Source organism: Bacteroides sp. 1_1_14 (genome assembly GCF_000162515.1).
In the GTDB taxonomy this organism is placed as follows: Bacteria; Bacteroidota; Bacteroidia; order Bacteroidales; family Bacteroidaceae; genus Bacteroides; species Bacteroides thetaiotaomicron.
Window position 1 is genome coordinate 16,256 of the sequence record NZ_GG774710.1, and the last position, 25,066, is coordinate 41,321.

Sequence of the window (25,066 nt, forward strand, 5' to 3'; positions counted from 1 at the left end):
GAAGTGAATAAGAAGTTTATAGTATTTTTGTCATCACGTAAGAGCTGGACTCTTCCTTACATTATTTTCTCGGCGATCTTTGTGGTCATACCGTTGGTTCTAATTGTCGTGTATGCGTTTACCGATGATAACGGTCATCTGACACTCGCCAATTTTCAGAAATTCTTCGAACATCCCGAAGCTATCAATACCTTCGTCTATTCCATAGGTATTGCCATTATTACGACTCTTATCTGTATCCTGCTGGGATATCCCGCAGCCTGGATATTAAGCAACAGCAAGCTGAACCGTTCCAAAACAATGGTGGTGTTGTTTATCCTGCCCATGTGGGTGAATATTCTGGTACGTACCCTTGCCACTGTCGCTTTATTCGACTTTTTCAGCGTTCCGCTGGGGGAGGGAGCACTGATCTTCGGTATGGTTTACAACTTTATCCCCTTCATGATCTATCCCATCTATAACACATTGCAGAAGATGGACCATAGCTACATTGAGGCGGCACAGGACTTGGGGGCTAATCCTGTACAGGTCTTTTTCAAGGCAGTTCTCCCACTTTCCATGCCGGGAGTCATGAGCGGTATCATGATGGTGTTTATGCCGACCATTTCGACATTCGCCATTGCCGAACTGCTGACGATGAACAATATCAAACTCTTTGGTACTACCATTCAGGAGAATATCAATAACAGTATGTGGAACTATGGGGCAGCACTTTCGCTGATCATGCTGCTGCTGATAGCTGCGACTTCACTGTTCAGTACCGATGATAAGGATAATACGAACGAAGGAGGTGGGCTATGGTAAAGAAGATATTCGCTCAGACTTACCTGTGGGTATTACTGCTGTTGCTATATTCCCCTATTGTGATCATTGTGATTTACTCTTTTACCGAGGCGAAGGTATTAGGTAACTGGACCGGTTTTTCGACCAAACTTTATTCATCGCTATTTAATACAGGTGCCCATCATTCTCTGATGAATGCCCTGATCAATACCATTACCATTGCGCTGCTGGCTGCCACGGCATCTACCTTGTTGGGCAGCATCGCTGCCATCGGCATCTTCAACTTAAAAGCACGCTCGCGCAAGGCGATTGGTTTTGTGAATAGTATTCCTATTCTGAACGGTGATATCATAACCGGTATATCGCTTTTCCTTTTATTCGTATCTCTCGGAATCACGCAGGGATATACCACAGTGGTACTGGCGCACATCACTTTTTGTACTCCTTACGTCGTATTAAGCGTTCTGCCGCGCCTGAAACAAATGAATCCGAACATTTATGAAGCTGCCCTCGATTTGGGAGCTACACCTATGCAGGCTTTGCGGAAGGTAATCATTCCGGAGATTCGTCCGGGAATGATCAGTGGCTTTATGCTTGCACTGACACTTTCAATCGATGATTTTGCCGTAACTGTATTTACCATCGGTAATCAAGGGCTGGAAACGCTTTCCACCTATATCTATGCTGATGCCCGCAAGGGAGGTCTGACTCCTGAACTTCGCCCGTTGTCCGCCATTATTTTTGTGGTGGTGCTGGCTTTACTGATAGTGATTAATTACCGTGCCGGAAAAACGAAGAAGAAAGAATCATGAAAATGTGCTGCTACGTAAATAAAATGAAAAGAATAGTTTCTGTTAACTTGTTTTTGCTGGTGCTGGCTGGTTTTCTGAGCGGTTGCTACAATTCCGGTGAGTCACGCGAGAGAGTCCTTAAGATCTATAACTGGGCAGATTATATAGGAGAAGGTGTACTCGAAGATTTCCAGTCGTACTATAAAGAACAGACAGGTGAAGATATCCACATCGTCTATCAGACATTCGACATCAACGAGATCATGTTGACGAAAATAGAAAAGGGACATGAGGATTTTGATGTGGTTTGTCCTTCGGAATATATCATTGAGAGAATGCTGAAAAAGCATCTGTTGTTGCCTATTGACACCACTTTCGCCCATTCCCCTAATTACATGAATAATGTGTCACCATTTATTCGCGAACAGATTAATAAACTGAGTCAGCCGGGTGAAGAAGCAAGCCGTTACGCTGTCTGCTATATGTGGGGGACCGCAGGTATTCTTTATAACCGGGCATACGTTCCCGATTCCGACGCTTTCTCCTGGGAATGTCTTTGGGATAAGAAATATGCAGGAAAGATTCTGATGAAAGACAGTTACCGTGACGCTTATGGAACAGCCGTTATCTATGCCCATGCCAAAGAGCTGGAAGAAGGGACGGTGACGGTGGAAGACCTGATGAATGATTACTCGCCACGTGCTATGGAGGTAGCCGAAAAGTATCTGAAAGCTATGAAACCGAATATTGCCGGTTGGGAAGCGGACTTCGGTAAGGAGATGATGACGAAGAATAAAGCATGGCTGAATATGACCTGGAGTGGCGATGCGATATGGGCGATTGAAGAGGCGAATGCGGTAGGAGTGGACCTTGACTACGTGGTTCCGAAAGAAGGAAGTAATATCTGGTATGATGGCTGGGTGATTCCTAAATATGCGAAGAATCCGGTGGCTGCCAGCTACTTTATCAACTTTATGTGCCGTCCGGACATTGCGTTGCGTAATATGGATTTCTGTGGATATGTGAGTTCTATCGCTACCCCGGAGATTTTGGAAGAGAAAGTGGATACGACTCTGGATTATTATGCGGATTTAAGTTATTTCTTTGGTCCGGATGCCGACAGCATACAGATTGACAAGATTCAATATCCCGACCGTAAGGTGGTGGAACGCTGCGCTATGATTCGTGACTTCGGAGATAAAACTAAAGAGGTACTGGATATCTGGTCACGCATCAAAGGTGACAATCTGGGGGTAGGTATTACTATTCTGATTTTTGTTGTCGTAGCTTTGATGAGCGGATGGATGATTTATAAGAGATGGCAACGCTACAGCCGTCGGAAACAACAAAATCGCAGAAGCAGAAGAAAGAGAAAAAAGAATGTGAAGCGGTAAGTTAAAAACACCCGGTAATAAGCGGTGGATGATAAACGAATGATACGGTTAAAACCGGGCATCGTTTGTCATCCACCGTTTTTTATCCTACTCTTTTCATAGAACGGATGATGCCTTTCGTCTATAAAAAAAAGAGTGCGTCTTCTTTCGCAGACACACTCTCTTTTACATTTTATTCTGTAAATAATTAAACAGTCACCTTATTTCTTAGTCATATCAAAAGAAAAGGTCGTTGCCGGAAATTTATCAAACCGTTCTTCATTTACTGTAACTTCTGTTGCCTGAATAGCAAACTTCAGTTTCTGACCTTCATAAGCATAACTGCCTTTCTCGTCAGCTTTGATTGTCACTTTTACGGTGAGTTTAGGAGTTTCTTCTTCCCCTTCAGTTTTTCTTATGGGTTGTGGTTCCATTGCGATTTCCAATACCAAGGGTTCAGGTGACATTTGAAGTAAGATGTTGTCTTTATTATCATTGAAAGCTGCCTGATAAGGGATTTTGTATTCTACATCTCCTACCGCTTTGATGATGGCTTCGGCTGCGTCCGGGTCTTCGATAATGCTTTTGATCAGATCCTCTACCGGGAATTTGCTGATTAATATATGATTATTTTTTAATTCGGCATTTACGGTGACTCCGTCTCCAGCTTCATTCTCTGCATTTTCCAAAGGAGCGATAGAGGTTGTCTGCATTTTGCCGGAATAGGTGCCTTCTACATCTTTGAGAGAATATACCGGAATATTTTCATCATCATCACTACTACAAGAAGTAAAGATACTAGTCATCCCCAATGCCATTACCAATAAAACAAAACGACTTAAGCAACATACTTTTTTCATTTTAGTTAAAGTTTTCATACTTGTTAAACAAATTAGATTATTAATTCTCAAAATTAAGGTGTACGTACATAGAGTAAATACCGGAAATAACGGAATACTGCATCAAGCAAATGAAAAAGAAAAAGGTACTCCAGTCGATTTCTTCGTAAATATCGCGCTGGAGTACCTCCGGACATATTTTTATATGTTCGTTTTATTCCGACTATTTTTTCTTGATAGATTCTTTAGGGGTAATTCCGAAGTATTCTTTATATCTGTTGCGGAAGTTTTTTACATCTTTCAATCCGATCATTTCCGGTATGGTGCCGACAGGATATTTCCCACTTTCTAACAATTCATGTGCCTTCTCCATTCGAATAGCTTCAATAAAGACAGTGGGAGCTTCACCGGTCAGCGTTTTCCACCTGTTGTAGAATTTAGTTCTGCTCATTCTTAAGTGTGAAGCAATTGCATCAATAGTCAGGTCTTCGTTCTCTATTCGTTCCAGAATATAATCTTTCACTTCATTGATCAATGAGTTTTTAGCCCCCTCAGTAGCTTCCTTTATGATTTCTACTGGTTGTACTTGCAGAAAATGCTCTCCGAATACTTTGTGCAGGAATGCTTTTCTAAGAAGGCGGCTATTTCTGATAAGAACAGAAATCTCTATTTTTAAATCCTCCACATGAAAGGGGGTATGCATAAATGTATCTGCCAATGACGCTTCCCTTTTACTGCGTTGGTCGGCATCTATATGCGATCCGTAAAGGATGACTGGTATAATAGATGTTTCTTTAGACGTCTTCAGTCTTGAAGAAAGTTCATCACCGCCCATTCCGTTGAGCACTGTATCGCATATTACCAGATCCGGATGTTCCCCTTTGATATATCCCAATGCGTCCGCTCCGTTTTCAAAGCCTCTGATTATGTATTCCTCTGATAAACAGGTCTCCAGATAGGATCTGAACTCTTCGTTACTGTCGACCATAATCACGACAGGTCTGGACGAATTTCTTTTCTGCGAACTTTTGTGGAATAAGGCATCAATCTTTTCTTCTTCTATATTCTTCTCTATATGAACCAAACTGCGTTCGGATACATTTTCATAAGAGGGCTTTACAGGAAAACGCAATGTGATCGTATGACATGAATTATTGATTAATATTTCTCCATTGCATATTTCTGTCAGTTTTTTGCATAAAGCACTTTTTGCAAAGTAATATTTAGATTCTGTTTTTGTTTAATAAGATGTTTACCGGAGTATTTATAACATTTCATTAGGTTTTCATTTCCAGTATAACTTACTTTTATTTTCCAATATTTATTGCATAAAGATGCGTGTATAATAACTTTTTTTGAATATTCTGTATGATCTATTATATTCTTTATAAATTTCTCTATTACGGGAGATATTTTACTTTGATCTATCCATACGCTTGCATATTTGAATTCTGTTTGGATTTCTAATTTAATATGTCTGTTTGCTGCGTGATCTTTCAGAGAAGATATTTTATTTTTAAGGAAATTTCCTAATTCATGTTCCGTAATATTCATTCTTTTGGAATGAGTGGCTATTTGCTTCAGATCCATTAATCTGGTTAAATGATCATTAAGGCAATCTATGTTGCGGATAGCCAGTGACAGATCCTTTTTGATAATGTCCGGGCAGTTATTACTATAGGTTGACTTTAAAGGCGTATGAAGCAATGTGATCGGGGTACGAATGTTTCGGAAAGAGTCCATGAAATACTGATTTTCTTCTTTTAAAAAAGCAATTTCTTTCCGCATGGCAAGAGAATGAGACAAGAGCCAATACAATAAAAGTATTCCTGCTGTTGAAAATAAAATTGGTAATAATTCACTTTGGGTGGTTGTAACCACGATAATAGAAGTGTATAATGACGTTATAATTAAATATTTCATATTAATCTGTTGTTTTAGTAACGTCACTTGGCGAAATTGATTTATTCCTCTCGTTCGAGTTTGAAGCGAGAAAAATGCACTGTATTATGGTTTCATGATTGTATATCAATAAGTTCAAATAACATGATCTCTAAATTATTTGTTCTTTGAAGGCTGATATCGGGAATGCGTAGTATATATGTAGAGTTTTAATTCTAATGTTTGAACCCTTTTGAAAGGAATAGGGCAAATTTCCTCCAAGTAACAATAATTATTTGATTATTTTTTTATTAAATATAAATGTTAAATATATTGTAAGTAATGCGCGCTCCTCAGGAGGTGCTCGCGCTTTGTGTTGGGTACTTTTGGAATAACTTCCATTTAGTACCAATTTAGATTCTCTCATTTTTGGGTTCTTGGATAATATATACGTATTTTTTTATAATATAATATTGCTTGTTCTTATGAGGTAAATATACGTCATAGTTGTAAAAAATTGATATAATATCTGATTAAAAATAGGGACTTGTTGCTCTTTTGTATGATGTTTGCGATAAAATGTATTGAAAACTTGTATATTTTTAATACAATGTTATATTTATTGTTCGTAGAAAATGATAATGCTTGCTTATTGAAGGTTCTGTCTATTATTAATTTATGTTTAATAAAATCATAATTAGATCAAAACAGTCATGGAATTCTTTGTTTTTATTCCTGGTTTGGGAGATTGATACGTAGATTTACAGTATGGTTCTATGAAGTATGCTTAATAAATTGGTATAATGCTATATATCTTTTCTTATATTTATCAGGTTGGTTTAAAGCATTCTACCATATGAATTAATGAATTCTTGCCAGCTATTAGCCGCTTGTTGCTTATGTTTTATTCTGTTGCACTTGTGTAGCTACAGGGATGCATAACTGTAGCAGACTTGTTGCACAAGTCTGCCTGTCTGATTACTCCACTGTAACTTTATTGTTTCTTTATGATTGGATAGGGGGAATGAAAAAAAGTGCAGTTTTCTCCTATGAAAAAGTGAAAAGTATATAGATGATTTTTGTAAACTTGTAGAAAAAAGAACTGTTTTGTGGGCTTAAAGTGTTGATTAGTAATGCTGTGACATTTTTGCTTTTCCCCTTATAATAATTAGATTAGATACAAAAATGTCACAGCATTCATCTGATTATCCTCGGTTGCTACTTCTCTTCTTTTTTTGCACGTAACTTTCCCTCCAGTTAATTATATGAGCGTTAGAAGAGTGAGTAGCTTCCGAAGGATATATTATCTAATAAATGTTGTATGAGTAATTCTTCACATGTTTCCTTTACTAAAAAGGAACATGTGAAGAAATACATTACTCTCTCACTTTAAACTACTTCCCCCTCTTTTGTTGAAAGAGGGAGAAGTGTATTTTAATACTTCATCAAGTGTGATGCTTTAAAGCTTTTGGTTAATAATTCTTTGGATAAGAATTACCGTCATAAGTACAAGTAGAATTGAAAGCTCCTTTTGCAACACCATTCAATACGCTTACGATATTGTTGGCTCTAAGGTCATAGTAACCGATAGCACCATAACCTTTATTTGCAACTTGTGTTGCATAAATTTGGGCACTACTAGCAGATGGGGCACTGTTAAGGTTGATGGTATAAGGTGCCCATTTGCTATTCGGCATGCCAAAACCTGTACTCCATGATGCAGAGTTAAAGTATGCATAAATACCATAGTTAATATAACTATTTACGTTTGTAAGCTCATAGGCATAGCCGTAATTGAAAGCTGTAATAGTTTTGTTTGGCATTTTGTTGTGGAGCGCAGTAATCAAATTGGAGAAAGAGCCTGTACTTCCAGATGGATAACCATTTCTTCCGTATTCAGCCCATTCGTCGTCAAAGTCTACACCATCTAATCCATATTGACTAACAGCATTGGCAACGGCGGTAGCAAACTGTTCAGTCTGAGCTGAATTCATGTTTGCGAATCCGAGTCCTGTATGGTCACCTAATAGACCGAGTAAAACTTTGATACCTTTGTCTTGAAGAGGCTTAATCAGAGTGTCTTTGTGGTCCAAAATGTACTGTACATTTGGATTGTTATATAAAGTAGCGTCTGAGCCTACACCTCTTATGTTGGCAGCGAACAGAATTACATAATCGAAAAATGGAGCATCATCCATAATATATGACCCTGCATTAAGAGGATTGATATCATTTACTTCAATATAAACGATGTTTTTAATACCTGTGGCCGAACGGGTGACTACTTCAGATTGATTATTATCTGATTGGTTTACTGGCATTTCTTCTTGTGAGCATGCGCAAAATGCAAATATAGCGATAGATGACGCTAAAATTTTATACAAGTTTTTCATAATGTAAATTTTAAAATTGATTTAATGATTTTTCTTTTCTTATAATCAATGCGGAAGACATGTCTTTGGCATTGATAGGATACGTGTTTGGTGGAAGTTCCTCCTTCATAGTCTGATTTTTATGCGTAAATATTCTGCATCTCCTTTCTCAGTTTGTCCATATACGGGGCTCAATACAAAATGTGGCATGAATGAGATGTAGGGTGAAGTACGTGAAACCGCCTGTACATCGGTGATTGGCGAATGCCGCGCACTATATTGGGGAAGAAAACAAAAAGTTCCGTTCCTTCCATTTTGCTTCCGTTGCTTCTATATTCATTCCGGTGGAGTGTGATGTAAATAGGGGAAATAATTAGAGACAGATTGAAAAGGTGAAGGAAAAGCTATATGCTACTTCTATTTTAGGCTTAAATAAAGGCTATACACTCCATTTAGACGGGGTATATAGCCTTTAATTAATTTAGATATAGAAATACATTACAGCGGCTAAAAATGCTATTTTCGCGCACTTCGAATAAGTACTCCTTGTTGTATGATCGCTTTTTTAGTAGCGAAGGAAACACCATCAGACAACCCCTTGTGACGTAGGGTTTCTTCCGTAATACCTATCTCTTCAGCAGTAAATTCAGAATAGATTGCTGATATAGAACCAAAAAATCGGCTTGTTTTTTTGAAAATAAGATGAACATGTATAACCTTAGTCTCTTTAGTCATGACCTTACTTTTAGATATTTATAATACTAAAACTTCCATATAGTTACTATATAGAAGTTTTTCTAATTGCAAATATACGAAATAAACAAAGAAAATAAGATGTATTTTTGTTTATTTCGTGATAAATACAGACTTATGGAAAAGATTTAATTTATTGTTAAAATAGCCTATACCCATGCCATCACCCTTTAAACACCCATTAGAAAATGAGAACAAAATGTGAATATCACCCATTAAACACCCATTAAAAAAGAAGTATTTTTATTGTTGAGTTTTACCCTATAATACTAGTATATGCATTGAGTTATACCCTATAATACAACTTTTAGGGATGTGAATATTTTAATAACATACTGAAATACATGTGTTTATAACAAAAAAATAATATTTGATATTAAGTTAACCTTTTCATAAGTAGGGACATTTGACTTTTCAAAGCATCCACATCGTCTTCTAAATGGTTTACTTTATCATAATATGTCGCGTTAATATTAGGCATCTTTGCACTTAAATACCATTCCACATATAGTATAGTATTAATCTCATCTTCCATCAAATTGAAGTTTGGGTAATTAGCTTTATCAACATTATCAGAGGTACAAACTATAAAACCATGTTCATGAAATCTGTTTTTTATGCGTTTCACGTAAGCACGTCCACTTCTGTCGCTTACCACATATACATGATTGTCTTTAATTTCATTCCATTCACTTCGATCCAATAATCTTAAGATGAGATATGAACAATCTAATAATGTCGGAGACATACTTTCTCCCCGTACTTTAACACAGAAATATTTTCTATTCCTATGTAGCATATTGTAAGGAAGCCTAATAGTTTCCACAACTTCTATAAAATCAGGATTTTCACATCCATAACCTGCAGCTACAGATATATCAACGATAGGGATTGACTCAAATTCCGACTCTATTGGAATGATTTTAGAAATTTTCGTTTGATTGTCATCACGCAGCATTGAGCCACATCCGGCAAGCAACCAATCCGTAGAGATATCGCTATAATATGAGAGAAATTTCAATAAGTTATCTTCAGACATTCCATTCGGTTGACTCAATACACCATTGGTTATGCCTGTGTTTTTATAACATTCATACTTTGTAATCCCTTTAAAATCTAAATATTGCAGAATCCTCTGCTTTAATACTGAAAAATCTCTCGTATTTTCTTTCATAATTGAAATATCTCTATTATATTTGCAGCGTGTTACAGATTAACAGCGCTCAAATGTATGAATAATAACTCAAAAATAAAAAGGTATGAAACAAATAATTGAATTAAGAGACACTGAAAAACGAAAGATGATTGCAGAAACATTTGGAATATCTCTCGCAAATCTTAGTCAAATACTCCGTTTCAAACGGAACGGAAAGAATGCAGAAGCAATTCGCAAAATGGCACAAGAAAATGGCGGTATTAAATATACCGAAGGTAATGAATCATCCAAAGTGAAGGTTTTAGATTCTCGCGGAAATGTCACAAGTATTATCAATCAATAATTTATCTGCGATATGAAAACTATTAGATTTATTCAAAACGTGATGGTAGGAGTTGGCATAGTCACTGCTATCGCATTAGTTGACCAGATAGAGGTTGAACCATCAAATATGTGGGCAGCTATTGTGATAACAATCCTTTCTGTAATCATTGTCATAGAACGAGAACTAAGATCGAATAACCAATAACAGAACGCAAGAATAGAACTTCCTTCAGGATAGCAACTATTAATTTGAATTTGCCATGTATTTCAATTGGTAATAGTAGAAAGATTGGGAAGTAGCTACAATTCCGGGGCAGTGCCGGAACTTGCACAAATAATAATATTAATATAATGGCTGAGATATTTAATAATCGGATTTGCGTGTTTGCGAATGAATTAATCATCTTCAATCCCAAAACGCAAGTTGGGAGTGAAGATGGGTTCATTCCTGAAGGAACATACTATTCGATGGCGAGGAACGGGCAACTTATCGTACTCCGTCGTGGTATTCCCGGATGTCCTGCCCTAGTAGATTTTGAAACCATGAGAAAGGACGTTAAAAAGGAGTACATTGTACGTAAGGGTGATCCTCGTGCGGAAATTGCTGCTAAAACACAGAAATCCATATTGGAAGATGCAATTGTCTACAGCAATGCCGCCTACGAGTTTTTCAGTGTGAAATATCGCTATGATGGTGACAAGAAACTTCCCCCCGCAAAGATTGACGAATATACCCTTAATGTGCGCATCATGAACGCGATCCTATCCCTTCGCGATGGTCGTAAAGCCAACTCAATAGGTGGCGGAAGTACACGGATTAACGTTTGGGAGAAACTTTGTAAATTGAGCAATGACCTGCTGACACTGAAAGACCCGAACGGACGTGATATTTTTCCTCATAACCTACCAAAGAACTGGAAGGCTTTGAAACGTAAATGCGAACAATATGAAGCGGCACGACGGATCAGCGAAGAAGAAGGCTATCGCAGTGTCATTCATAAATCGTATGGCAACAAATACGCGGCAGTCGTAATGAACGAGGATGCGAAGGCGGTGATGCATAAGTTAATCAGCATGCATAACAATCTGAATAATGTTCAAATCATGGAAGAATACAACAAAGTGGCTTCCCTGATGGATTGGAAACCGATTGACAGTCCTACCACCGTTGAGAACTGGAGACAAAAATTTGCTCTCACAACAATGGCGGGAAATAAGGGGGACAAAGCTCTGAAAAACACACGCATGAAACAGATACACCGTGAAGCCCCGACACAAGCACTTACTTACTGGACGCTGGACGGATGGGATGCGGAACTATTCTATCAGAAAAAGACTCCCAAAACGGTAAAGAAAAACGGTGAGGAAAAGAGATATATGTACACCACTTATACCAACCGGAAAACGATGGTAGTCGTACTTGATGCCTGTGAAAAATATCCGGTCGGATACGCCATTGGTGATCATGAGTCACCCGCGCTTATCCGTGAAGCATTACGAAACGCAATACAACATACCAAAGAGCTGTTTGGAGAACGCTATAAGCCTTTACAGCTACAAAGCGACAATTATCAAAAGAAGGTGATGGTTCCCTTCTATGAAGCCATGACCAAGTATTATACACCAGCCGCTTTGGGAAATGCAAAGTCCAAAATAGTAGAACCCTATTTCAAACGCCTGAATGTGGAATACTGCCAAAAACAGGCGAACTGGTCAGGCTTCGGTATTACTGCCGACAAGGATAACCAGCCTAATTTGGAAGTATTAAACCAGAACCACAAGTTCATCCCGGATGAATCCACCGTTATTGCACAATTAGAAGCTATTATAGCGCAGGAACGGGCAAAGAAGATAGATGCTTACCGCACTGCATGGGAACGCACCGAAGAAGCCCGTAAAATGCCTTTCGGGATTGAGGAATATCTGATGCTCATGGGGGAAACCACCGGACGCACGAATAAGATCACGGGTTCGGGGCTGTTTATCGAGTTCATGGGTGAACGAATCTGCTTCGACAGCTTCGACCTTTCCCTCCGCGACCATTACAACGAAGACTGGATAGTACGCTTTGACCCGGACGATATGAGTCAGGTGCTTGTATCGAACGCAAAACGCCTGAAGTCCGGTCGTGTAGACAAGGAGATTGGGACATTGCAATACGTACTGCAACGTGATATCAAAGTTCCGATGGCTTTGGCTGATCAGAAACCGGAACATTTTGAATACCGGACACGTGTCGACAGGTTCAACAATGAAATGGTGGAAACGGTAAAGGAGAAGGTGAAAGACGTAGACAGGCGAATCACCACCATTTGTCAGCGTATTCCTGAAATAGCTGCGGCAACAGTCCTTGACCGATACTTGATTACTGACAGTTTAGGGCAGCATAAGGATGTCCGGTCGAAAATGAGGGATGATGCCACGGACGCGGATTTCACGGAAGTGACTCAACATATCACCCGACAAAGTGTAGTAATGGCTTCCACCGGAACGGATGATGAAGATTACGATTACAACCCACTGGATATGAATTTTTCAAGATGATTTAAAAACAATTTAAAAGATATACAACATGGATAATCAAGCATTAAAAACGTACATAGAGAAGTTAATCAATCGCGGATCATCTGCAACGGAATTGGCGCGGAAGTGTGGAATATCGGACACCGCCATGTCCCAATTCAGAAGCGGCAAGTATGGAGCGAATGAAGACTCCATCGCAGAAAAGATTGCTTCCGGTCTTAATTATTACGAAAACGCCTGGAATGTAGTGGAAAGCGTCACCAGTTACCAGCAGGTACGCACCGCGTTCGTTGCCGCAAAAAAGAATCACAAATGGATGTGCATATCTTCACGCTCCGGCAGTGGAAAAACTCAATCCCTCATAGACCTTTATAACATGAGTGCTGATAATTCAGTCATATATCTGAAATGCAGGAAGTGGACAGCCCGTAAATTCCTGACCAAGTTAGCTACATGTATGGGAGAAACAGTAACGCGCTATATGGATAACGATGACTTGATGGACTTAATTGTTTCACACATTAACCGTATGGCTGGAAAATCCCCTTTGTTAATACTTGATGATGCCGGAAAACTGGCGCACAGTGCTCTCTGTACGCTTATACCTCTATATGATGACACTTTACACCGTATGGGGGCTATCGTAGCCGGGACAGAGACGCTGGAACGTAATATCAAGCGTTATGTTGGTCGTATAGAAGGATATGACGAAATCGACGGTAGATTTTGCCGGAACTATATCACGTTGCTAGGAGCTACAAAGAAAGATGTCAAAGCCATTTGCGCGGCAAACGGGATCAATGATACAGAGGAACAGGAAACCATTTGGGGCAAGTTGAACAAAGAGAAAAAAGAGCCTGTAGCGGGAAAATTTGTTTGGTTTACCGATGATTTGCGCGAACTGTCCGGCATGATCGAAGACCGTATAATCAAACAACAAATCGAGCGTGGAGAACTGGCATGAAAGTTTGGAGTCAAAAGAACCTAGAAGACATCCGACATGAATATATTGATTTTGACGGTGAATGGTATCTGGCATTCGGTCGTCCGGAAAAGTCCGGTTGCTGGATCATTTACGGAAAGTCGGGACAAGGAAAAAGTTCTTTCGCTCTACAACTGGCACGCAAATTTGATGAAATGGGGCTTCGGGTTCTTTATTTAACACTGGAAATGGGTGCGTGCGACGACTTTGTGAATTCTGTTCTTAGTGTCGGCATTCATAGTAAAACAAATAATATAATCTATTCGGATGAAGCCACCATTACAGAATTGGACGAATACTTGTCAAAGCAACGTAGCCCGGACGTGATAATGATAGATTCCATACAATACTTCGAGCAGCAAGGGGGAGCGAAAGCCCCCGAAATAATCCGCCTACGCAAGAAGTATCCGCGAAAGATATTTGTCTTTATCTCGCATGTGGACGGGCGCGAGGTGGAAGGAAAAACCGCCTATGACGTGAAACGTGACAGCTTTAAAAGAATCTACGTGGAACATTTCAAAGCAACATTTATCGGACGTGGCAAAGGAGGTTCACGCGGATATTACATAGTATGGGCGGAAGGGTATCAAAAACATTGGATTGAAAATATTAAAAGCGATAATGATGGAACAGAAGACGAAGAAACCTATCAGTAAAAGCCTTATCAAACGCCTGCATATCATATACAGCGCACAAGGCATTGATGACGAACAAAAGCGGGCTATCCTGCTAGACCTAACGGACGGACGGACAAATACCACAAAAGAGTTGACATACAGCGAAGCAATGTATCTCTGCGGCTATTTGAACGGTGCGAAAAAAGAAAACCGGGATTTGACTATCACCGAACGGGAAATAAGGAGACGCAGGTCGGCTGTCCTGAAGAGAGTGCAGCGGATCGGAATCGACACAACGGACTGGGGAGCGGTAAATGCGTTTTTCCTTGATGTCCGGATAGCTGGAAAGAAGTTTCGCGAACTGGACGGGGAAGAACTTCTCCTGTTGATACCGAAACTGGAGTCAATATTAAAAAAGAAAGAAGATGGCGGATATTAGTGCGGAACAACACCGGATTAACCGGATTAATGAATTACTGGATCGGCTTGACAAGATTCCCGGTGAACTGGATGCCATACACGAGAAATTGTATGCCGGAAATATGGATCGCAATACATTTGCGAAGTTGGTAGACCAAAGGTCATCGCTTTATATTGAAGCGGAAAACAAGGAACGGGAACTGAAAGAAGTATATAAAATCAAATTGTAATTAATCATTTAAAAGTTAATAGTATGGATATTAGTAAATTGTCAAAAGAAGAAAAGGCGGAACTGTTGCGTAAACTGAAAGAGGAAGAAAAAACAGAGTCCATCCAGCGGAAAGAAACCTACGAAGCATTGAGGCATCAATTCATGTTCGATGTGGAAAGTAAACTCATGCCAGTAGTGAATGACGTTCAGGGCTTTTATGATTGGATTGTAGGTGAAAGCAAAGCTTTCCGTAACGTGATGCGGGAATACGGTCAGCTCCGTATGCGTCAGGGTGAAGAGACCGCCACCTTTTCAGTAGTAGATGGGAATTTCAAACTGGAGGTAAAAAGCAATAAAGTGAAAAGTTTTGATGAACGTGCCGATCTCGCTGCCGAAAGGCTGATTGACTACCTGAAGAATTATATAGCCCATTCGGAAAAAGGAGTCGATGATCCGATGTATCAAATGGCGATGACGCTTCTCGAACGTAACCGTCAGGGAGATTTGGACTATAAGTCTATCAGCAAATTATATGAATTGGAGTCACGTTTTGATGAAGAATATGCGGCTATCATGCAGTTGTTCAAAGAAAGCAATGTCGTGTATAAAACTGCAACTAATTACTATTTCCATAAGCGTGACGAGAACGGAGTATGGCGTCGTATTGAACCTTCATTCTGTAGATTATGATTATAGCAGTTGACTTTGACGGAACCATTAGCCGGGGGAAATTCCCGGCTATTGACGGGGAGCAACCATACGCTGGCGAATCGCTCCGGAAATTACATGATGAAGGACATAAAATCATTATTTGGACGTGCCGTACTGGTGATCAGTTATTGAATGCCATCAACTGGCTGTTGGAACGCCAAATACCATTTGACCGTGTAAATGACCATGATCCTGAAAATGTTGCCAAATATGGGGAAGGCGGGAAAAAGATATATGCCCATTGCTATATCGATGACAAAAACATTGGGGGCTTTCCTGGATGGCTGGCATGCATGAAAGAGATTGAACGGATGGAAGAAGCCTATAAAACTATTTTAAAAGAGGATAAAACTAAAGTATGAACAAAAAGAAGGAGATAATACGCACTATCAGAAATTTCAAAAGGATTCTGAAAAGTGGGAATGTGAAAACGGTATTGACCGTTAGTGATTGGGATATATATGCAAAAACATACACTATTGAGGAAATTGCCGCCCGTTTTTTACGGATAAAAGGTTATAATGTACAAATCACCATATCGGATAATACGGAGCATCCTTCCTACCTGTTTGGTTATATACGATTCTATCGTTATGCTAGAATCAAGTTTAATTCTAATTAGAAAAAAGATGAATGCAAAAGACCAAAGAAAACTATGCAAAGCCGGATATACAATCCTGCGTCGCCATGATTACCCCCAGCCGCATATCACTTTTAAAAGCGATATAAATCCGGATAGCTGGAAAAGGTATGGGGACAATTATCCTTCAAAAGCGGAAAGAGACCGGGCAATGAAACGTTTGCTAACAGATGATAAAATAGTAGAAGATTAAATTGGATGTGAAAAAAGATAACACCTTAGAGTATCTACTGATTCTATATTTAATATCAGTAATAGGTATATTTACCTCCTTATCGGTTTTGGCTTATTGTGGAGTTTTAAAACAAAGGGATAACAGCCGGGAAAGATCGGCTTTTGATAATATTAATAAAAAAATGAACCAACAGGATTTTGACGAAGCGATAAAAAGACTTCCGTCACCAACAGAAATAGATACTGATATATACATTATTCCCAGTATTAATACAGGTTGTCGATTTGTATTCCGAAAAGAACATTTTTATATCAGCCCACAGAGGAAAAATTTAGTCATGTGGGTTTTAAAAGAGATACGATACTTATAATCAAAAGAAAATCAATTATGAGTAAAAAAGAAATTTTGATAAAATGGAAAACGGTTGAAACAATTACTCCCGACTTTCCTGATGGTGCAATCTTTATAAAAGAAGATACATCTATTGAGTTCCCTTTGGCTATTGTAGCTTTTCCATTGGGTGGACATGAGAATGGAACGAAAAAGCAACGAGAGAGAGCCAAGTTAATAGCGGCTGCTCCTGAATTATTCAAAGCGTGCCAAGAAGCACTAAAATATGTCTGCGTAGAAGAACCTGCCTATGATGTATTATGTAATGCTATCAAAAAGGCTACTGAATAACCCTCAAACCCAATTAGATATGAGCTTTATAACAAGACAAAAAATGGGCTTTTATGCCGATTTTCAACGGTGATAGATACTGTTACTGACTACAATATGACAGATGAAGAATATATTGAAATGTGTGCCCAAAAGGCAAGGGAGAAAGCTCAAGAAACATTAAAACATTCTCTCCGTCCGTTTGAAGAGGTAAAAGCATCTTTTGCGCCTACCAATATGAGTCGTAGTGAGTTCAACAGGATTTTAAGATTAATGGAAAAAGAAATAAAATCATAACTAAAAAAATGAAGCGATTTAATACTCAAACAAGGTTTGTTCCTCTAAAGATAGACAAGGACTTTAATGTGGAACATATTCAATCAAAAGATGGAAAAATAAAAGACTTTAAAACGCGCAAAGCAGTTGAGAAGTATTGCAAGGAAAATCATTGTATTTATTGTGAAGAAAAATATATATTCTACAAATGATTATCTATTCAAAAAAAAGCCGCGCAAGAAAAAAAACTTTGCGCGGCTAAACTTTATAGTCTCAAATTACAGCAATCGTTCGGGCTGTAGTTTACATTCTCCTTCCAGTACTGAAAATGACTATCCACGTCTTCACAAACTGAAATCTCCCTGAATCCTGAAATCTTATTTAGATATTCGATTTTTCGCTCCAGCTGCAAATGATTATACCCGGCATGCTTCAGGGTGTATTCGGAATAGTCAATATCAAACCATTGCTTCACCCATGTGTTTACCCGCAAGAACTCCACCAGAATCTTATCACATTTGATACTATTCAGAACCTTAAAATCAATAAATTGAGGGATAAATGGGGATAACCTGACAGACACATCAAACCCTTGCTCCTGCAGCTTCTCAATAGCTTTAATCCGTGCAGATGGTAGACACGCCTTTTCAAATGTACGTGAAAGTGTGTCATCCGTAGAAGTCACAGATATTTGTATATGTGCCAGTTTTCTATCCATCAACCGGATATATCTGTCATCTGCCACCATTGAGGACTTTGTCACGATAAGGTAATGTACCCCTTGTCGGTTCAGGTTCTGAATTGCTTTATAGGTTTCCCTGTAAACAGCCTCACAAGGTTGGAAACAGTCAGTCATTCCACCCAAACGCACAACTGTTCCCCGCTCTAATTTACAGATTTTCCTCTCTACCTTGTCCGTCCGGGAAACGGACGGGTTATCAGGATGCCACAATCCCCTGAAATTAAGAAGCGACTTTGCATAGCAATAAGAACAGTCGTGAAAGCATCCACAGCCATAAAGGTCTAAACGTGTCGGATAATTACATTTATTCCCTTCATTTCCGGAGACGGTCTTATAAAAGGACTTAAACTCTGGTGCTTGCGTGGATGTAGTCACCCATTGTGGTGCATTTACTGTATATCTGGCAGTTGTGCTTGTAATTTCCTCTTTTAACATACTCATACTCTTTTTGGATGAATGTTTATAACCGCTTGTCATAGCTTGAATAGCCTTCCACCTGCGGTATTTTTCGTATATATCCCATTTGAATGTTGTCCAAGCAACGTACCAGTGTCCTTTCCATAGCGGGCAGAATATCACGCTCGTAAAAATCACGCGGGCGGGCTGAATAATCTATTTTGATTATTTCCTGTTCACATATATCACCCGTATCGAGTCCGTTATCTGCCCAAAACCATGTGGCGGCAGTGATTGGTTCTTGGCGTTTATAAGCCCATTTGATTGAAGACGCGCCACGTCCATACGGCAGTGGTGACGGGTGAAATATCAATGTCCCGTAAAGCGATTCTTTCAACACTTCCACCGACACCTTTTCCGTCAGAAGCGGGGCAATGGCTAAATCATACACTCCGGTGCTTTCGTTCCAAACACGGTGACCTTTCTCGCGTACACAGGCTTCCGCTATTTTGTAAGCCTGTGAGTCCTTATTTCCTAATATCTTGATGATCATATTCCCCAATATATTTAAATGCCTGTACTGCCCTGAAATGACCTCCGTATCCGGTAGAACATTTATCAGACTTTCCCTTTCTCTGCATGGACTTTGCCATCGAACTTGCGCTTCTCGCTTTATTCGAGCCATAAAGACTGGCTCCTGTTTGTACCCATTTCTTTGAGTGCCGTAAAGCTCCGCATAACTGGGGGTGTGAAGTGTGGAAAAATACAGGTAGCTTTTTCCCGCAACGTCCATTCCCCTTCAGGTGGTATTCGCATACTGCAGCTAAAAATTTAGTACCAACCCCGATGCCTTGCCATTCGGGCATCACCACCAAGCGAGTTGAGCGATATGCGCCAGCTGTGAAAAGGGGGGCTACCGCCAAATGACACACAGGCTCGTTCCCAATGAAACCCACGAAATATTCCGCAGCAACGGGCAATGGCAAGTCTAAATAATAATGCTGTTTAAACAGTCTTGGGAATACAGTTCCCCTGACTTTATAAATTTGAAGTTCGAGTTTTGGACGTTGCCGAAGACAGTCACGGCTATAAAACCGTGCCTCCGCAGTATCGTACACCCAATCCGGCTGCAACCATTCAATAATATCATAATGACAGGACAGAAGGACAATCTTACCTTTGCCACGTCTCCAAGTTTTTGAGAATGCTGCTGCACCCACTTTCGCGATCTGACGGTCAATCACGGACGTAAATTCATCAACGACTGCACGCTCCGGACGTTCGCAAGCCAGGCGAGCTAAACCAGCGCGGAATTTCTCACCGTTCGACAGTACATTGAAAGGTCTTAACCATGCCGGAACATCACCCAAACCTACAGCCGAAAGCATTCCAGTGACTGTATTAAAATCCCCGTCCGGAGCGATGCAGTCAATAATAGGTTTATTGCTGTCCCAACCGGAGTAAAGGTCATAAATCGGCTCGTTAAAGATTTTGCTTCCGATACTGGTTTTTCCACTTCCTGACGGTCCGACTATCAAACCTATTTGCCATTCCTTGTCCTCGATGGGCAATTCAGCTACCTTTTCCCAATCACAACCTTTTTCCGCATTGAAAAGGCTCTTTACCCTTGCAGCGCGATAGCTGTCAAAATCGCTGCAATGGTGTCGTACTTCTACTCTCATACACTTACTACCTTTAAAGTTAAACCTTCAGCTTTCAGGCGTTCATAAATAGCCTGCTGTTCCTTTTCATCTGTGCAAATGACGATAACGCCATATTGCGGTTTATACGTATATTTTCCCATAACTAATAATTTTGAGTTCGGGACAAAAGTACTCCGGGGCTGTCAATCCGGCACGATACATGAAGCCGTTTACACTGCAAACGTTTTGCAGTCACTTTGGAAACGCTTGATAAGACTATATACCTTTCTCTCACTGACAAGGTACTTGTCAGATAATGCTGCGACTATATAAGACACTTTCTCACCATGTCCTAACAGTTTCATATAATCCGCATACAGATCGATATAGCGACAATCCTCAAGCCGTATTCCGGCATCCTGCAATTTTTTCAAGAGCTCCCGATTAAAGTTTAATATCTCTATGACTTTCATAATACAAATTTGATTATCTTTGCAATGCCAATCACATAAAGCAAAAATGCGAGTAGACGCAGCAAGGGTCTTTGCCCCCGGCTGTGCGTCTACTCGCATTTTGTTAGTATGTGATTGGCGTCTTTACTAACAGGCTGGGGGCTTTTTATAGCCTTTCCCCCGCAGGCTTATATTCAATTTTGACAAATCATTGGAAATCCGTATATTTGCGCTATAATAATGTTTTTTTATGCGGAATCCTGAAATGACCAAAATACGTGACCGGAAGATGGTAGAGACTTTCTATCTTCTTTATGATAAAAAGCGCATCCGCTTAGAGGATGTTCTTTTGCGTATGAGTCATGACCTGTTCTTCCTTGATCAGAACTACATCTATAAACGAATCTTTTATATATCGGAGAATTTATCATATTACGAGCAATTAAAAGAGGGCAAAAAGCCTGATTCAAAAAAGGATGATATAAGTCAACTAAGCCTTAGCTTTTAGGCGTTGTATCATAGATGGTACAGCGGTTCTTCGTCTTCCGCCTTCTCCGGTAAGCCCCCGTTGCTAATTTTCATTTCACGGTCTTTCATATCGGCATGGCTTGCAAGTTCCATTGTGGTATAATCCATAATTTCACATTCAAAGCTGATCCGGTACAAGTTTCCTGCACCCCCCGACTCTTCCCGTCCGACATGGGTACGTCGGAGCGTGCCGAAGTTCTTCCCCGATTTCCCGTGTAGCATCATCCCCAGCAATGTCAACAGATCAAGGAAGGACAACGCCTCTTCCTGCATTGCCGCACCTTCACAGGTATCGGAAAAGGTTTCGTAAAATAGCCGGAAATCAATCTGTGTGTGAAGCCGTTGAACGAGTAACCCTTCGTCCTCGATGCCCAGTGTATTAAATTCAATGAATACAGCCGGAGACGGGAACGGATGTTCCTCATCGAGAAAACTGACCTGCTCATGCCACATGTCAATATGTTCAATCTCTGGTGTATTTTCCATCTGTTCCCTTAGCTCGGAATACTCATCCGGGATAGATGCCAGGAACTCATTTTTGCCCCGGATTATTTCAACCAGTTCTTTGTAACAGTCTGTCCAAATCATAATTATATTGATTAAATATTTGAGAATCGTTTGTCAATCTCCGATGTTATCCATGCGTCCAGCTGCTTCATAAATGTGGCAGATTCACCCATGTACTGACGTTTTGGAATCCTTATTTTACTGCCCGCCTTTTTGAGTGCCATACCTTTGTAAAAGGAAGCCATTGTAGACAGCCGCGCATTGGCTTTATTTTGCCGTAATTCACCGTTTTTCTTCTTTTGCATAGTTCCGGTCGATTTCATATACAAAAACCAAAAATAACGCTTCATTCGCTCCGTCACGACAATATACCCGCCTTCATTGTGAATATTGGCATACGACAGCGGATCAGTCTGAAAAGTAATGCGGTCTATCCCTCGACTGACTGCATGGATACTGTCGCGAAGTTTTCCGCTTTGTATCAATACACCGCGATCCGAACCAATAGTGATCGATCTCTTTGCCCACGGTGTCAGTGATGTGTCAAGAAACCCCTGCCTGCGAAAATTCTGCTTGAAGAAGTTCACACCCGCAACTTTCGCATAGCGGTGCGCATCTTCTACCAGCGTGGATAATTCTTTGAAAAAATCAGGTAATTCAGTCCTTTCCATTTGTATTTCAAAATAAAATTGTATATTTGCAATGTTCGCGGCTGTAACAGGTCAAGAACTCCCTTCAGGAGTGTCAGTTTCGGCTGTCACTCCTGAAGTTCTTTTAAGAGTTCAGTTACTTTTCCGGTTTTTACATCTTTCCAAGACACCTTTACCGCCTTCCCGGAATAAATGAATATCATCTGCTGTCCGGAGAACTTGTCCCCATACAGTTTGTATATCCCGTTCAGTTTGTTCTGCACCATTTCCGGTTTAATGCTTTCAAATGCATCAAGATTGAAAACGGTGAATTCGCACTGCTGCTTACGCGAACTGTCCAGCCCGTTTTTAATTCCGCCTAATCCCTGAATATTCTTCAGGTCTGCCAGCTTTTCGTTAATCAAATATTCCGGGTTCTTCACACCGTCCTCATTAATGTGCGGGCGGATTTTAATCTTCATTTTCAGTTCCTTTGAAATGACACGCGCGCTTTCGGCATTCTTAACCAAGTCTTTCGGATCAGCAAAATCGCTGATCATCACTTTCGATTCCGGATCACGATGGTAAGGAGCGTATAACTTGCTCCGTTCCGTCTCCTTCCTGATTTTTGCCAAATGCCCATCAGGCATTGAGAAATAAGGATGTGCGACCGTGAATATCTCACCGGATTGCCCTACGTTGTTCGCAAAGGCATCCGGTATCGTCACAATAGGCGTAGCAGGCGTTTCCGGTTCGTCCGTTTGTTCGGCATAACACCTGCACCGATATCCGTTTGGCGGGTAGTTCTGCAGCCAAAACGGGTCGTTAATAGGTTTTACGACACCATCCAGTATCCTATGTGATTCTCTTACCCGTTCATCCCCTGCAGTCACATACTTCAGGTTAGGCATTATATCCGCATTCTCCTTGAATTCCTGCCATTCACTGGCGCGTCTGCAGCTTGTTTCTGTCGTTTCAAATTCCGTGCGAAGGTAATTTTCATTATAGTCTTTATGAATTGCCATAACCTTTTCCCGGAAGTCCTCATAAGAAAGTTTTTTCCCCTTATCATCATAAAGGGCATCGTTCATCTCCTTAATTTCCTGATACGTCTTCGCTCCGGAGAACTTGAACAAGTTGTCACGTATCCGCTGGGTATCTTCCGCCAGTTCCGGATCATTATAGTCGTCTTTTCCCCATCCTTCAGCCGCCTTCTTATTCAGTTCCCCGTATGTCTTCCTGAATAACTCCTCATCAATATCTCCCGTTTTGACTTTTCGTTCATAAACTTGTTTCATCACCCTGCCGATGATGCCGCTGAAATCATACTCCCCGGCTTCCATGACGGGTGACGTTACCGCTTCATCGTCCGGTTCGGCCTTTTTTTTTGAGGGTCTGTTTTTGGCTGATTCGGCAATGTTCCTCCCTGTTGCTCACCACCGGGATTTTTCTTTTGACCAATGATCGGAAGCCCCGTTTTCTTTGCGACCTCTTCGTGGTCAAATTCAAAGGTATAAGCCAGCTTGTTGATCGCTTCGATGTATTCCGTGATAGACAAACTTTCCGTGTCGTCCCACTTCAGTTTCAGCCTTTCAAGTGGTTTATATACCGGGCTTATTTTTACCAGTTTAGGGATGATAATATAGTTAAAATAGAACTGGAAAATCATCTTGTCATATTCGTGCCGTGATTTTTCAACACGTTCATGGACTTCTGCCGTACCTTCCCACGCCCCGTTTTCAGTTGTACCCGTCTGACCAAGCAGACGTTTACTGATTTGGTTGTCACATCGTTCCTCTAACGGTAAAAAGGCATTGGTTGTATTTCCTCCGGCTTCTTTCCCATACTCGACCTTTTCATTTCCGGACAGGACTGCAAAGAAATTATTCCTGAAATCCAACATCATCTCGAATAATTCGTCCAACCGTTTTTTATCCTGTCGGTCTGAAGTAACGAAAACAGGAGGAATGCCATATTTTTCAATGTAATTCATCCATGATCCCAAACCCAGTTTCTTTGCAAGGATGATAATTGACAGTTCATTGAGCATCCCCAAAGCCCATGCGTTTCCGAACTGGACATAATAGGGTTCAAGTGCACCGTCCTTATATGACCATCCGGTTTTGTCTGACTCTTCCTTGACGATTATCATCTGTTGCGGGATATAGTTGGACATGGGAACTTCTTCTACATGGCTGATTTCCAAGTTTTCATCAAGATGGGAAATGTCGGCAAGCGATACTCCCTGTAACTGATGTAGAAAACAAATTCTGATAAGCTGGTGAAACCACGGACGATCCAGCAGTTTCTTTGCCTCCTCGTCCTCATTGCCATTGTCATCGACAAGGTTGAATTCTGCCTGTTGTACAGGTAATACACGATTGTCAATCGTCGTTTGTAAATGTTCGTCATTATACAATGACTGGTAGAACCTGTACAGCAAGCCACGTCGCGGATCATCCGGATCGGTTGCCGAAGTTACCGCCATAATCCAATCATCAATGGTCTTTTCCCGGTAGACGACAGCCTGCCTTTTATAAGCAGCACTTGACGAAGATTGTGTCCCACTGCTATCCATCCGAAAATAATACTCATTAAGTACATTCTTCAGACTCATTCGACGAATTGCTTTCTGCTGAAACCAGTTGAATATTTCTCTTAACTTCTTGTACATAACATACC

30 protein-coding genes and 1 pseudogene are annotated in these 25,066 nt (G+C 40.4%); 17 read left to right on the plus strand and 14 right to left on the minus strand.

Going from position 1 to position 25,066, the window contains the following annotated elements; translation table 11 throughout:
• Window positions 1-3: 3 nt before the first annotated feature.
• From HMPREF9007_RS05400 to HMPREF9007_RS05390, 3 genes are read left to right on the plus strand one after another with little or no spacing between them, the layout of a single operon-like run.
• Window positions 4-804, plus strand: a complete 801-nt coding sequence (locus tag HMPREF9007_RS05400) for an ABC transporter permease (RefSeq protein WP_008762998.1) — start codon at window positions 4-6, stop codon at window positions 802-804.
• Complete coding sequence (locus HMPREF9007_RS05395) at window positions 798-1,595, plus strand: ABC transporter permease (protein ID WP_008762999.1); 798 nt, start codon at window positions 798-800, stop codon at window positions 1,593-1,595. Before HMPREF9007_RS05400 ends, HMPREF9007_RS05395 begins: the two co-directional genes overlap by 7 nt.
• A gap of 23 nt (window positions 1,596-1,618) precedes the next feature.
• Window positions 1,619-2,968, plus strand: coding sequence for an ABC transporter substrate-binding protein (locus HMPREF9007_RS05390; RefSeq protein WP_008763000.1), 1,350 nt, complete (start codon window positions 1,619-1,621; stop codon window positions 2,966-2,968).
• Window positions 2,969-3,168: 200 nt separating this feature from the next.
• Here the strand turns inward: HMPREF9007_RS05390 and HMPREF9007_RS05385 are convergent, their stop codons facing one another.
• The 5 genes and pseudogenes from HMPREF9007_RS05385 to HMPREF9007_RS05365 form a co-directional block, all read right to left on the minus strand.
• The gene (locus HMPREF9007_RS05385) at window positions 3,169-3,825 is read right to left on the minus strand and encodes a DUF4840 domain-containing protein (RefSeq protein WP_008763001.1); all 657 of its coding nucleotides are present in this window, start codon (window positions 3,823-3,825) and stop codon (window positions 3,169-3,171) included.
• Between the two features lie 184 nt (window positions 3,826-4,009).
• A pseudogene (locus tag HMPREF9007_RS05380) lies at window positions 4,010-5,709 on the minus strand (helix-turn-helix domain-containing protein).
• A 1,430-nt stretch (window positions 5,710-7,139) separates the two neighbouring features.
• Window positions 7,140-8,060: an endo-beta-N-acetylglucosaminidase family protein gene (locus tag HMPREF9007_RS05375; RefSeq protein WP_008763002.1), complete on the minus strand. Its 921-nt coding sequence runs from the start codon at window positions 8,058-8,060 to the stop codon at window positions 7,140-7,142.
• 495 nt (window positions 8,061-8,555) lie between these two features.
• Entirely contained in the window at window positions 8,556-8,774 is a 219-nt protein-coding gene (locus HMPREF9007_RS05370; RefSeq protein WP_004303292.1) for a hypothetical protein, read from the minus strand.
• A 394-nt stretch (window positions 8,775-9,168) separates the two neighbouring features.
• Window positions 9,169-9,966, minus strand: coding sequence for a S24 family peptidase (locus tag HMPREF9007_RS05365; RefSeq protein WP_004303290.1), 798 nt, complete (start codon window positions 9,964-9,966; stop codon window positions 9,169-9,171).
• Window positions 9,967-10,051: 85 nt separating this feature from the next.
• Here HMPREF9007_RS05365 and HMPREF9007_RS05360 point away from each other — a divergent pair, with 85 nt between their 5' ends.
• From HMPREF9007_RS05360 to HMPREF9007_RS0125360, 13 genes are all read left to right on the plus strand, one after another.
• Complete coding sequence (locus HMPREF9007_RS05360; RefSeq protein WP_004303289.1) at window positions 10,052-10,291, plus strand: hypothetical protein; 240 nt, start codon at window positions 10,052-10,054, stop codon at window positions 10,289-10,291.
• A gap of 332 nt (window positions 10,292-10,623) precedes the next feature.
• Window positions 10,624-12,816: a hypothetical protein gene (locus HMPREF9007_RS05355; RefSeq protein ID WP_004303287.1), complete on the plus strand. Its 2,193-nt coding sequence runs from the start codon at window positions 10,624-10,626 to the stop codon at window positions 12,814-12,816.
• A 28-nt stretch (window positions 12,817-12,844) separates the two neighbouring features.
• Window positions 12,845-13,759, plus strand: coding sequence for an ATP-binding protein (locus tag HMPREF9007_RS05350; RefSeq protein WP_004303286.1), 915 nt, complete (start codon window positions 12,845-12,847; stop codon window positions 13,757-13,759).
• Window positions 13,756-14,433, plus strand: coding sequence for an ATP-binding protein (locus HMPREF9007_RS05345; RefSeq protein WP_004303285.1), 678 nt, complete (start codon window positions 13,756-13,758; stop codon window positions 14,431-14,433). Before HMPREF9007_RS05350 ends, HMPREF9007_RS05345 begins: the two co-directional genes overlap by 4 nt.
• Window positions 14,399-14,833: a hypothetical protein gene (locus tag HMPREF9007_RS05340; protein WP_008763003.1), complete on the plus strand. Its 435-nt coding sequence runs from the start codon at window positions 14,399-14,401 to the stop codon at window positions 14,831-14,833. Before HMPREF9007_RS05345 ends, HMPREF9007_RS05340 begins: the two co-directional genes overlap by 35 nt.
• The gene (locus HMPREF9007_RS05335; RefSeq protein ID WP_004303283.1) at window positions 14,820-15,044 is read left to right on the plus strand and encodes a hypothetical protein; all 225 of its coding nucleotides are present in this window, start codon (window positions 14,820-14,822) and stop codon (window positions 15,042-15,044) included. The genes HMPREF9007_RS05340 and HMPREF9007_RS05335 overlap by 14 nt, the downstream gene beginning before the upstream one ends.
• 23 nt (window positions 15,045-15,067) lie before the next feature.
• Window positions 15,068-15,715 (plus strand): DUF3164 family protein, encoded by a 648-nt coding sequence (locus HMPREF9007_RS05330; RefSeq protein WP_004303282.1) that lies wholly within the window; start codon window positions 15,068-15,070, stop codon window positions 15,713-15,715.
• The gene (locus HMPREF9007_RS05325; protein WP_004303281.1) at window positions 15,712-16,098 is read left to right on the plus strand and encodes a hypothetical protein; all 387 of its coding nucleotides are present in this window, start codon (window positions 15,712-15,714) and stop codon (window positions 16,096-16,098) included. The genes HMPREF9007_RS05330 and HMPREF9007_RS05325 overlap by 4 nt, the downstream gene beginning before the upstream one ends.
• Window positions 16,095-16,358: a hypothetical protein gene (locus tag HMPREF9007_RS05320; protein ID WP_004303280.1), complete on the plus strand. Its 264-nt coding sequence runs from the start codon at window positions 16,095-16,097 to the stop codon at window positions 16,356-16,358. The genes HMPREF9007_RS05325 and HMPREF9007_RS05320 overlap by 4 nt, the downstream gene beginning before the upstream one ends.
• A gap of 7 nt (window positions 16,359-16,365) precedes the next feature.
• Window positions 16,366-16,569, plus strand: a complete 204-nt coding sequence (locus HMPREF9007_RS05315; RefSeq protein WP_004303279.1) for a hypothetical protein — start codon at window positions 16,366-16,368, stop codon at window positions 16,567-16,569.
• 7 nt (window positions 16,570-16,576) lie between these two features.
• On the plus strand, window positions 16,577-16,921 hold the full coding sequence (locus tag HMPREF9007_RS0125355; RefSeq protein WP_129593480.1) for a hypothetical protein: 345 nt from the start codon (window positions 16,577-16,579) through the stop codon (window positions 16,919-16,921).
• A 17-nt stretch (window positions 16,922-16,938) separates the two neighbouring features.
• Window positions 16,939-17,232 carry a hypothetical protein gene (locus HMPREF9007_RS05310; protein WP_004303278.1) on the plus strand — a complete coding sequence of 98 codons (294 nt, stop codon included), beginning with the start codon at window positions 16,939-16,941 and terminating at the stop codon, window positions 17,230-17,232.
• Between the two features lie 96 nt (window positions 17,233-17,328).
• The gene (locus HMPREF9007_RS0125360; RefSeq protein ID WP_277754697.1) at window positions 17,329-17,508 is read left to right on the plus strand and encodes a hypothetical protein; all 180 of its coding nucleotides are present in this window, start codon (window positions 17,329-17,331) and stop codon (window positions 17,506-17,508) included.
• Window positions 17,509-17,752: 244 nt separating this feature from the next.
• Here the strand turns inward: HMPREF9007_RS0125360 and HMPREF9007_RS05300 are convergent, their stop codons facing one another.
• The 5 genes from HMPREF9007_RS05300 to HMPREF9007_RS05285 all read right to left on the minus strand — a co-directional run bounded on the left by HMPREF9007_RS05300 (window position 17,753) and on the right by HMPREF9007_RS05285 (window position 20,741).
• Window positions 17,753-18,664, minus strand: a complete 912-nt coding sequence (locus HMPREF9007_RS05300; RefSeq protein ID WP_004303275.1) for a radical SAM protein — start codon at window positions 18,662-18,664, stop codon at window positions 17,753-17,755.
• A gap of 25 nt (window positions 18,665-18,689) precedes the next feature.
• Window positions 18,690-19,178, minus strand: coding sequence for a formyltransferase family protein (locus tag HMPREF9007_RS05295; RefSeq protein ID WP_004303274.1), 489 nt, complete (start codon window positions 19,176-19,178; stop codon window positions 18,690-18,692).
• Window positions 19,153-20,307: a GNAT family N-acetyltransferase gene (locus HMPREF9007_RS05290; protein WP_004303273.1), complete on the minus strand. Its 1,155-nt coding sequence runs from the start codon at window positions 20,305-20,307 to the stop codon at window positions 19,153-19,155. The genes HMPREF9007_RS05295 and HMPREF9007_RS05290 overlap by 26 nt, the downstream gene beginning before the upstream one ends.
• Window positions 20,304-20,429 carry a hypothetical protein gene (locus tag HMPREF9007_RS27845; RefSeq protein ID WP_004303272.1) on the minus strand — a complete coding sequence of 42 codons (126 nt, stop codon included), beginning with the start codon at window positions 20,427-20,429 and terminating at the stop codon, window positions 20,304-20,306. The genes HMPREF9007_RS05290 and HMPREF9007_RS27845 overlap by 4 nt, the downstream gene beginning before the upstream one ends.
• A gap of 69 nt (window positions 20,430-20,498) precedes the next feature.
• Entirely contained in the window at window positions 20,499-20,741 is a 243-nt protein-coding gene (locus tag HMPREF9007_RS05285; protein WP_004303271.1) for a hypothetical protein, read from the minus strand.
• Window positions 20,742-20,970: 229 nt separating this feature from the next.
• Between HMPREF9007_RS05285 and HMPREF9007_RS05280 the strand changes: the two genes are divergently transcribed.
• Entirely contained in the window at window positions 20,971-21,228 is a 258-nt protein-coding gene (locus HMPREF9007_RS05280; protein ID WP_004303270.1) for a hypothetical protein, read from the plus strand.
• An 8-nt stretch (window positions 21,229-21,236) separates the two neighbouring features.
• On the opposite strand, the gene HMPREF9007_RS05275 is transcribed toward HMPREF9007_RS05280, so the two are convergent.
• From HMPREF9007_RS05275 to HMPREF9007_RS05260, 4 genes are all read right to left on the minus strand, one after another.
• Window positions 21,237-21,836, minus strand: a complete 600-nt coding sequence (locus tag HMPREF9007_RS05275) for a hypothetical protein (RefSeq protein WP_004303269.1) — start codon at window positions 21,834-21,836, stop codon at window positions 21,237-21,239.
• Between the two features lie 11 nt (window positions 21,837-21,847).
• On the minus strand, window positions 21,848-22,426 hold the full coding sequence (locus HMPREF9007_RS05270) for a hypothetical protein (RefSeq protein ID WP_004303268.1): 579 nt from the start codon (window positions 22,424-22,426) through the stop codon (window positions 21,848-21,850).
• Window positions 22,427-22,512: 86 nt separating this feature from the next.
• Complete coding sequence (locus HMPREF9007_RS05265; RefSeq protein ID WP_008763005.1) at window positions 22,513-23,727, minus strand: phage minor head protein; 1,215 nt, start codon at window positions 23,725-23,727, stop codon at window positions 22,513-22,515.
• A gap of 11 nt (window positions 23,728-23,738) precedes the next feature.
• On the minus strand, window positions 23,739-25,058 hold the full coding sequence (locus tag HMPREF9007_RS05260) for a DUF935 family protein (protein ID WP_004303266.1): 1,320 nt from the start codon (window positions 25,056-25,058) through the stop codon (window positions 23,739-23,741).
• Window positions 25,059-25,066: the final 8 nt, after the last annotated feature.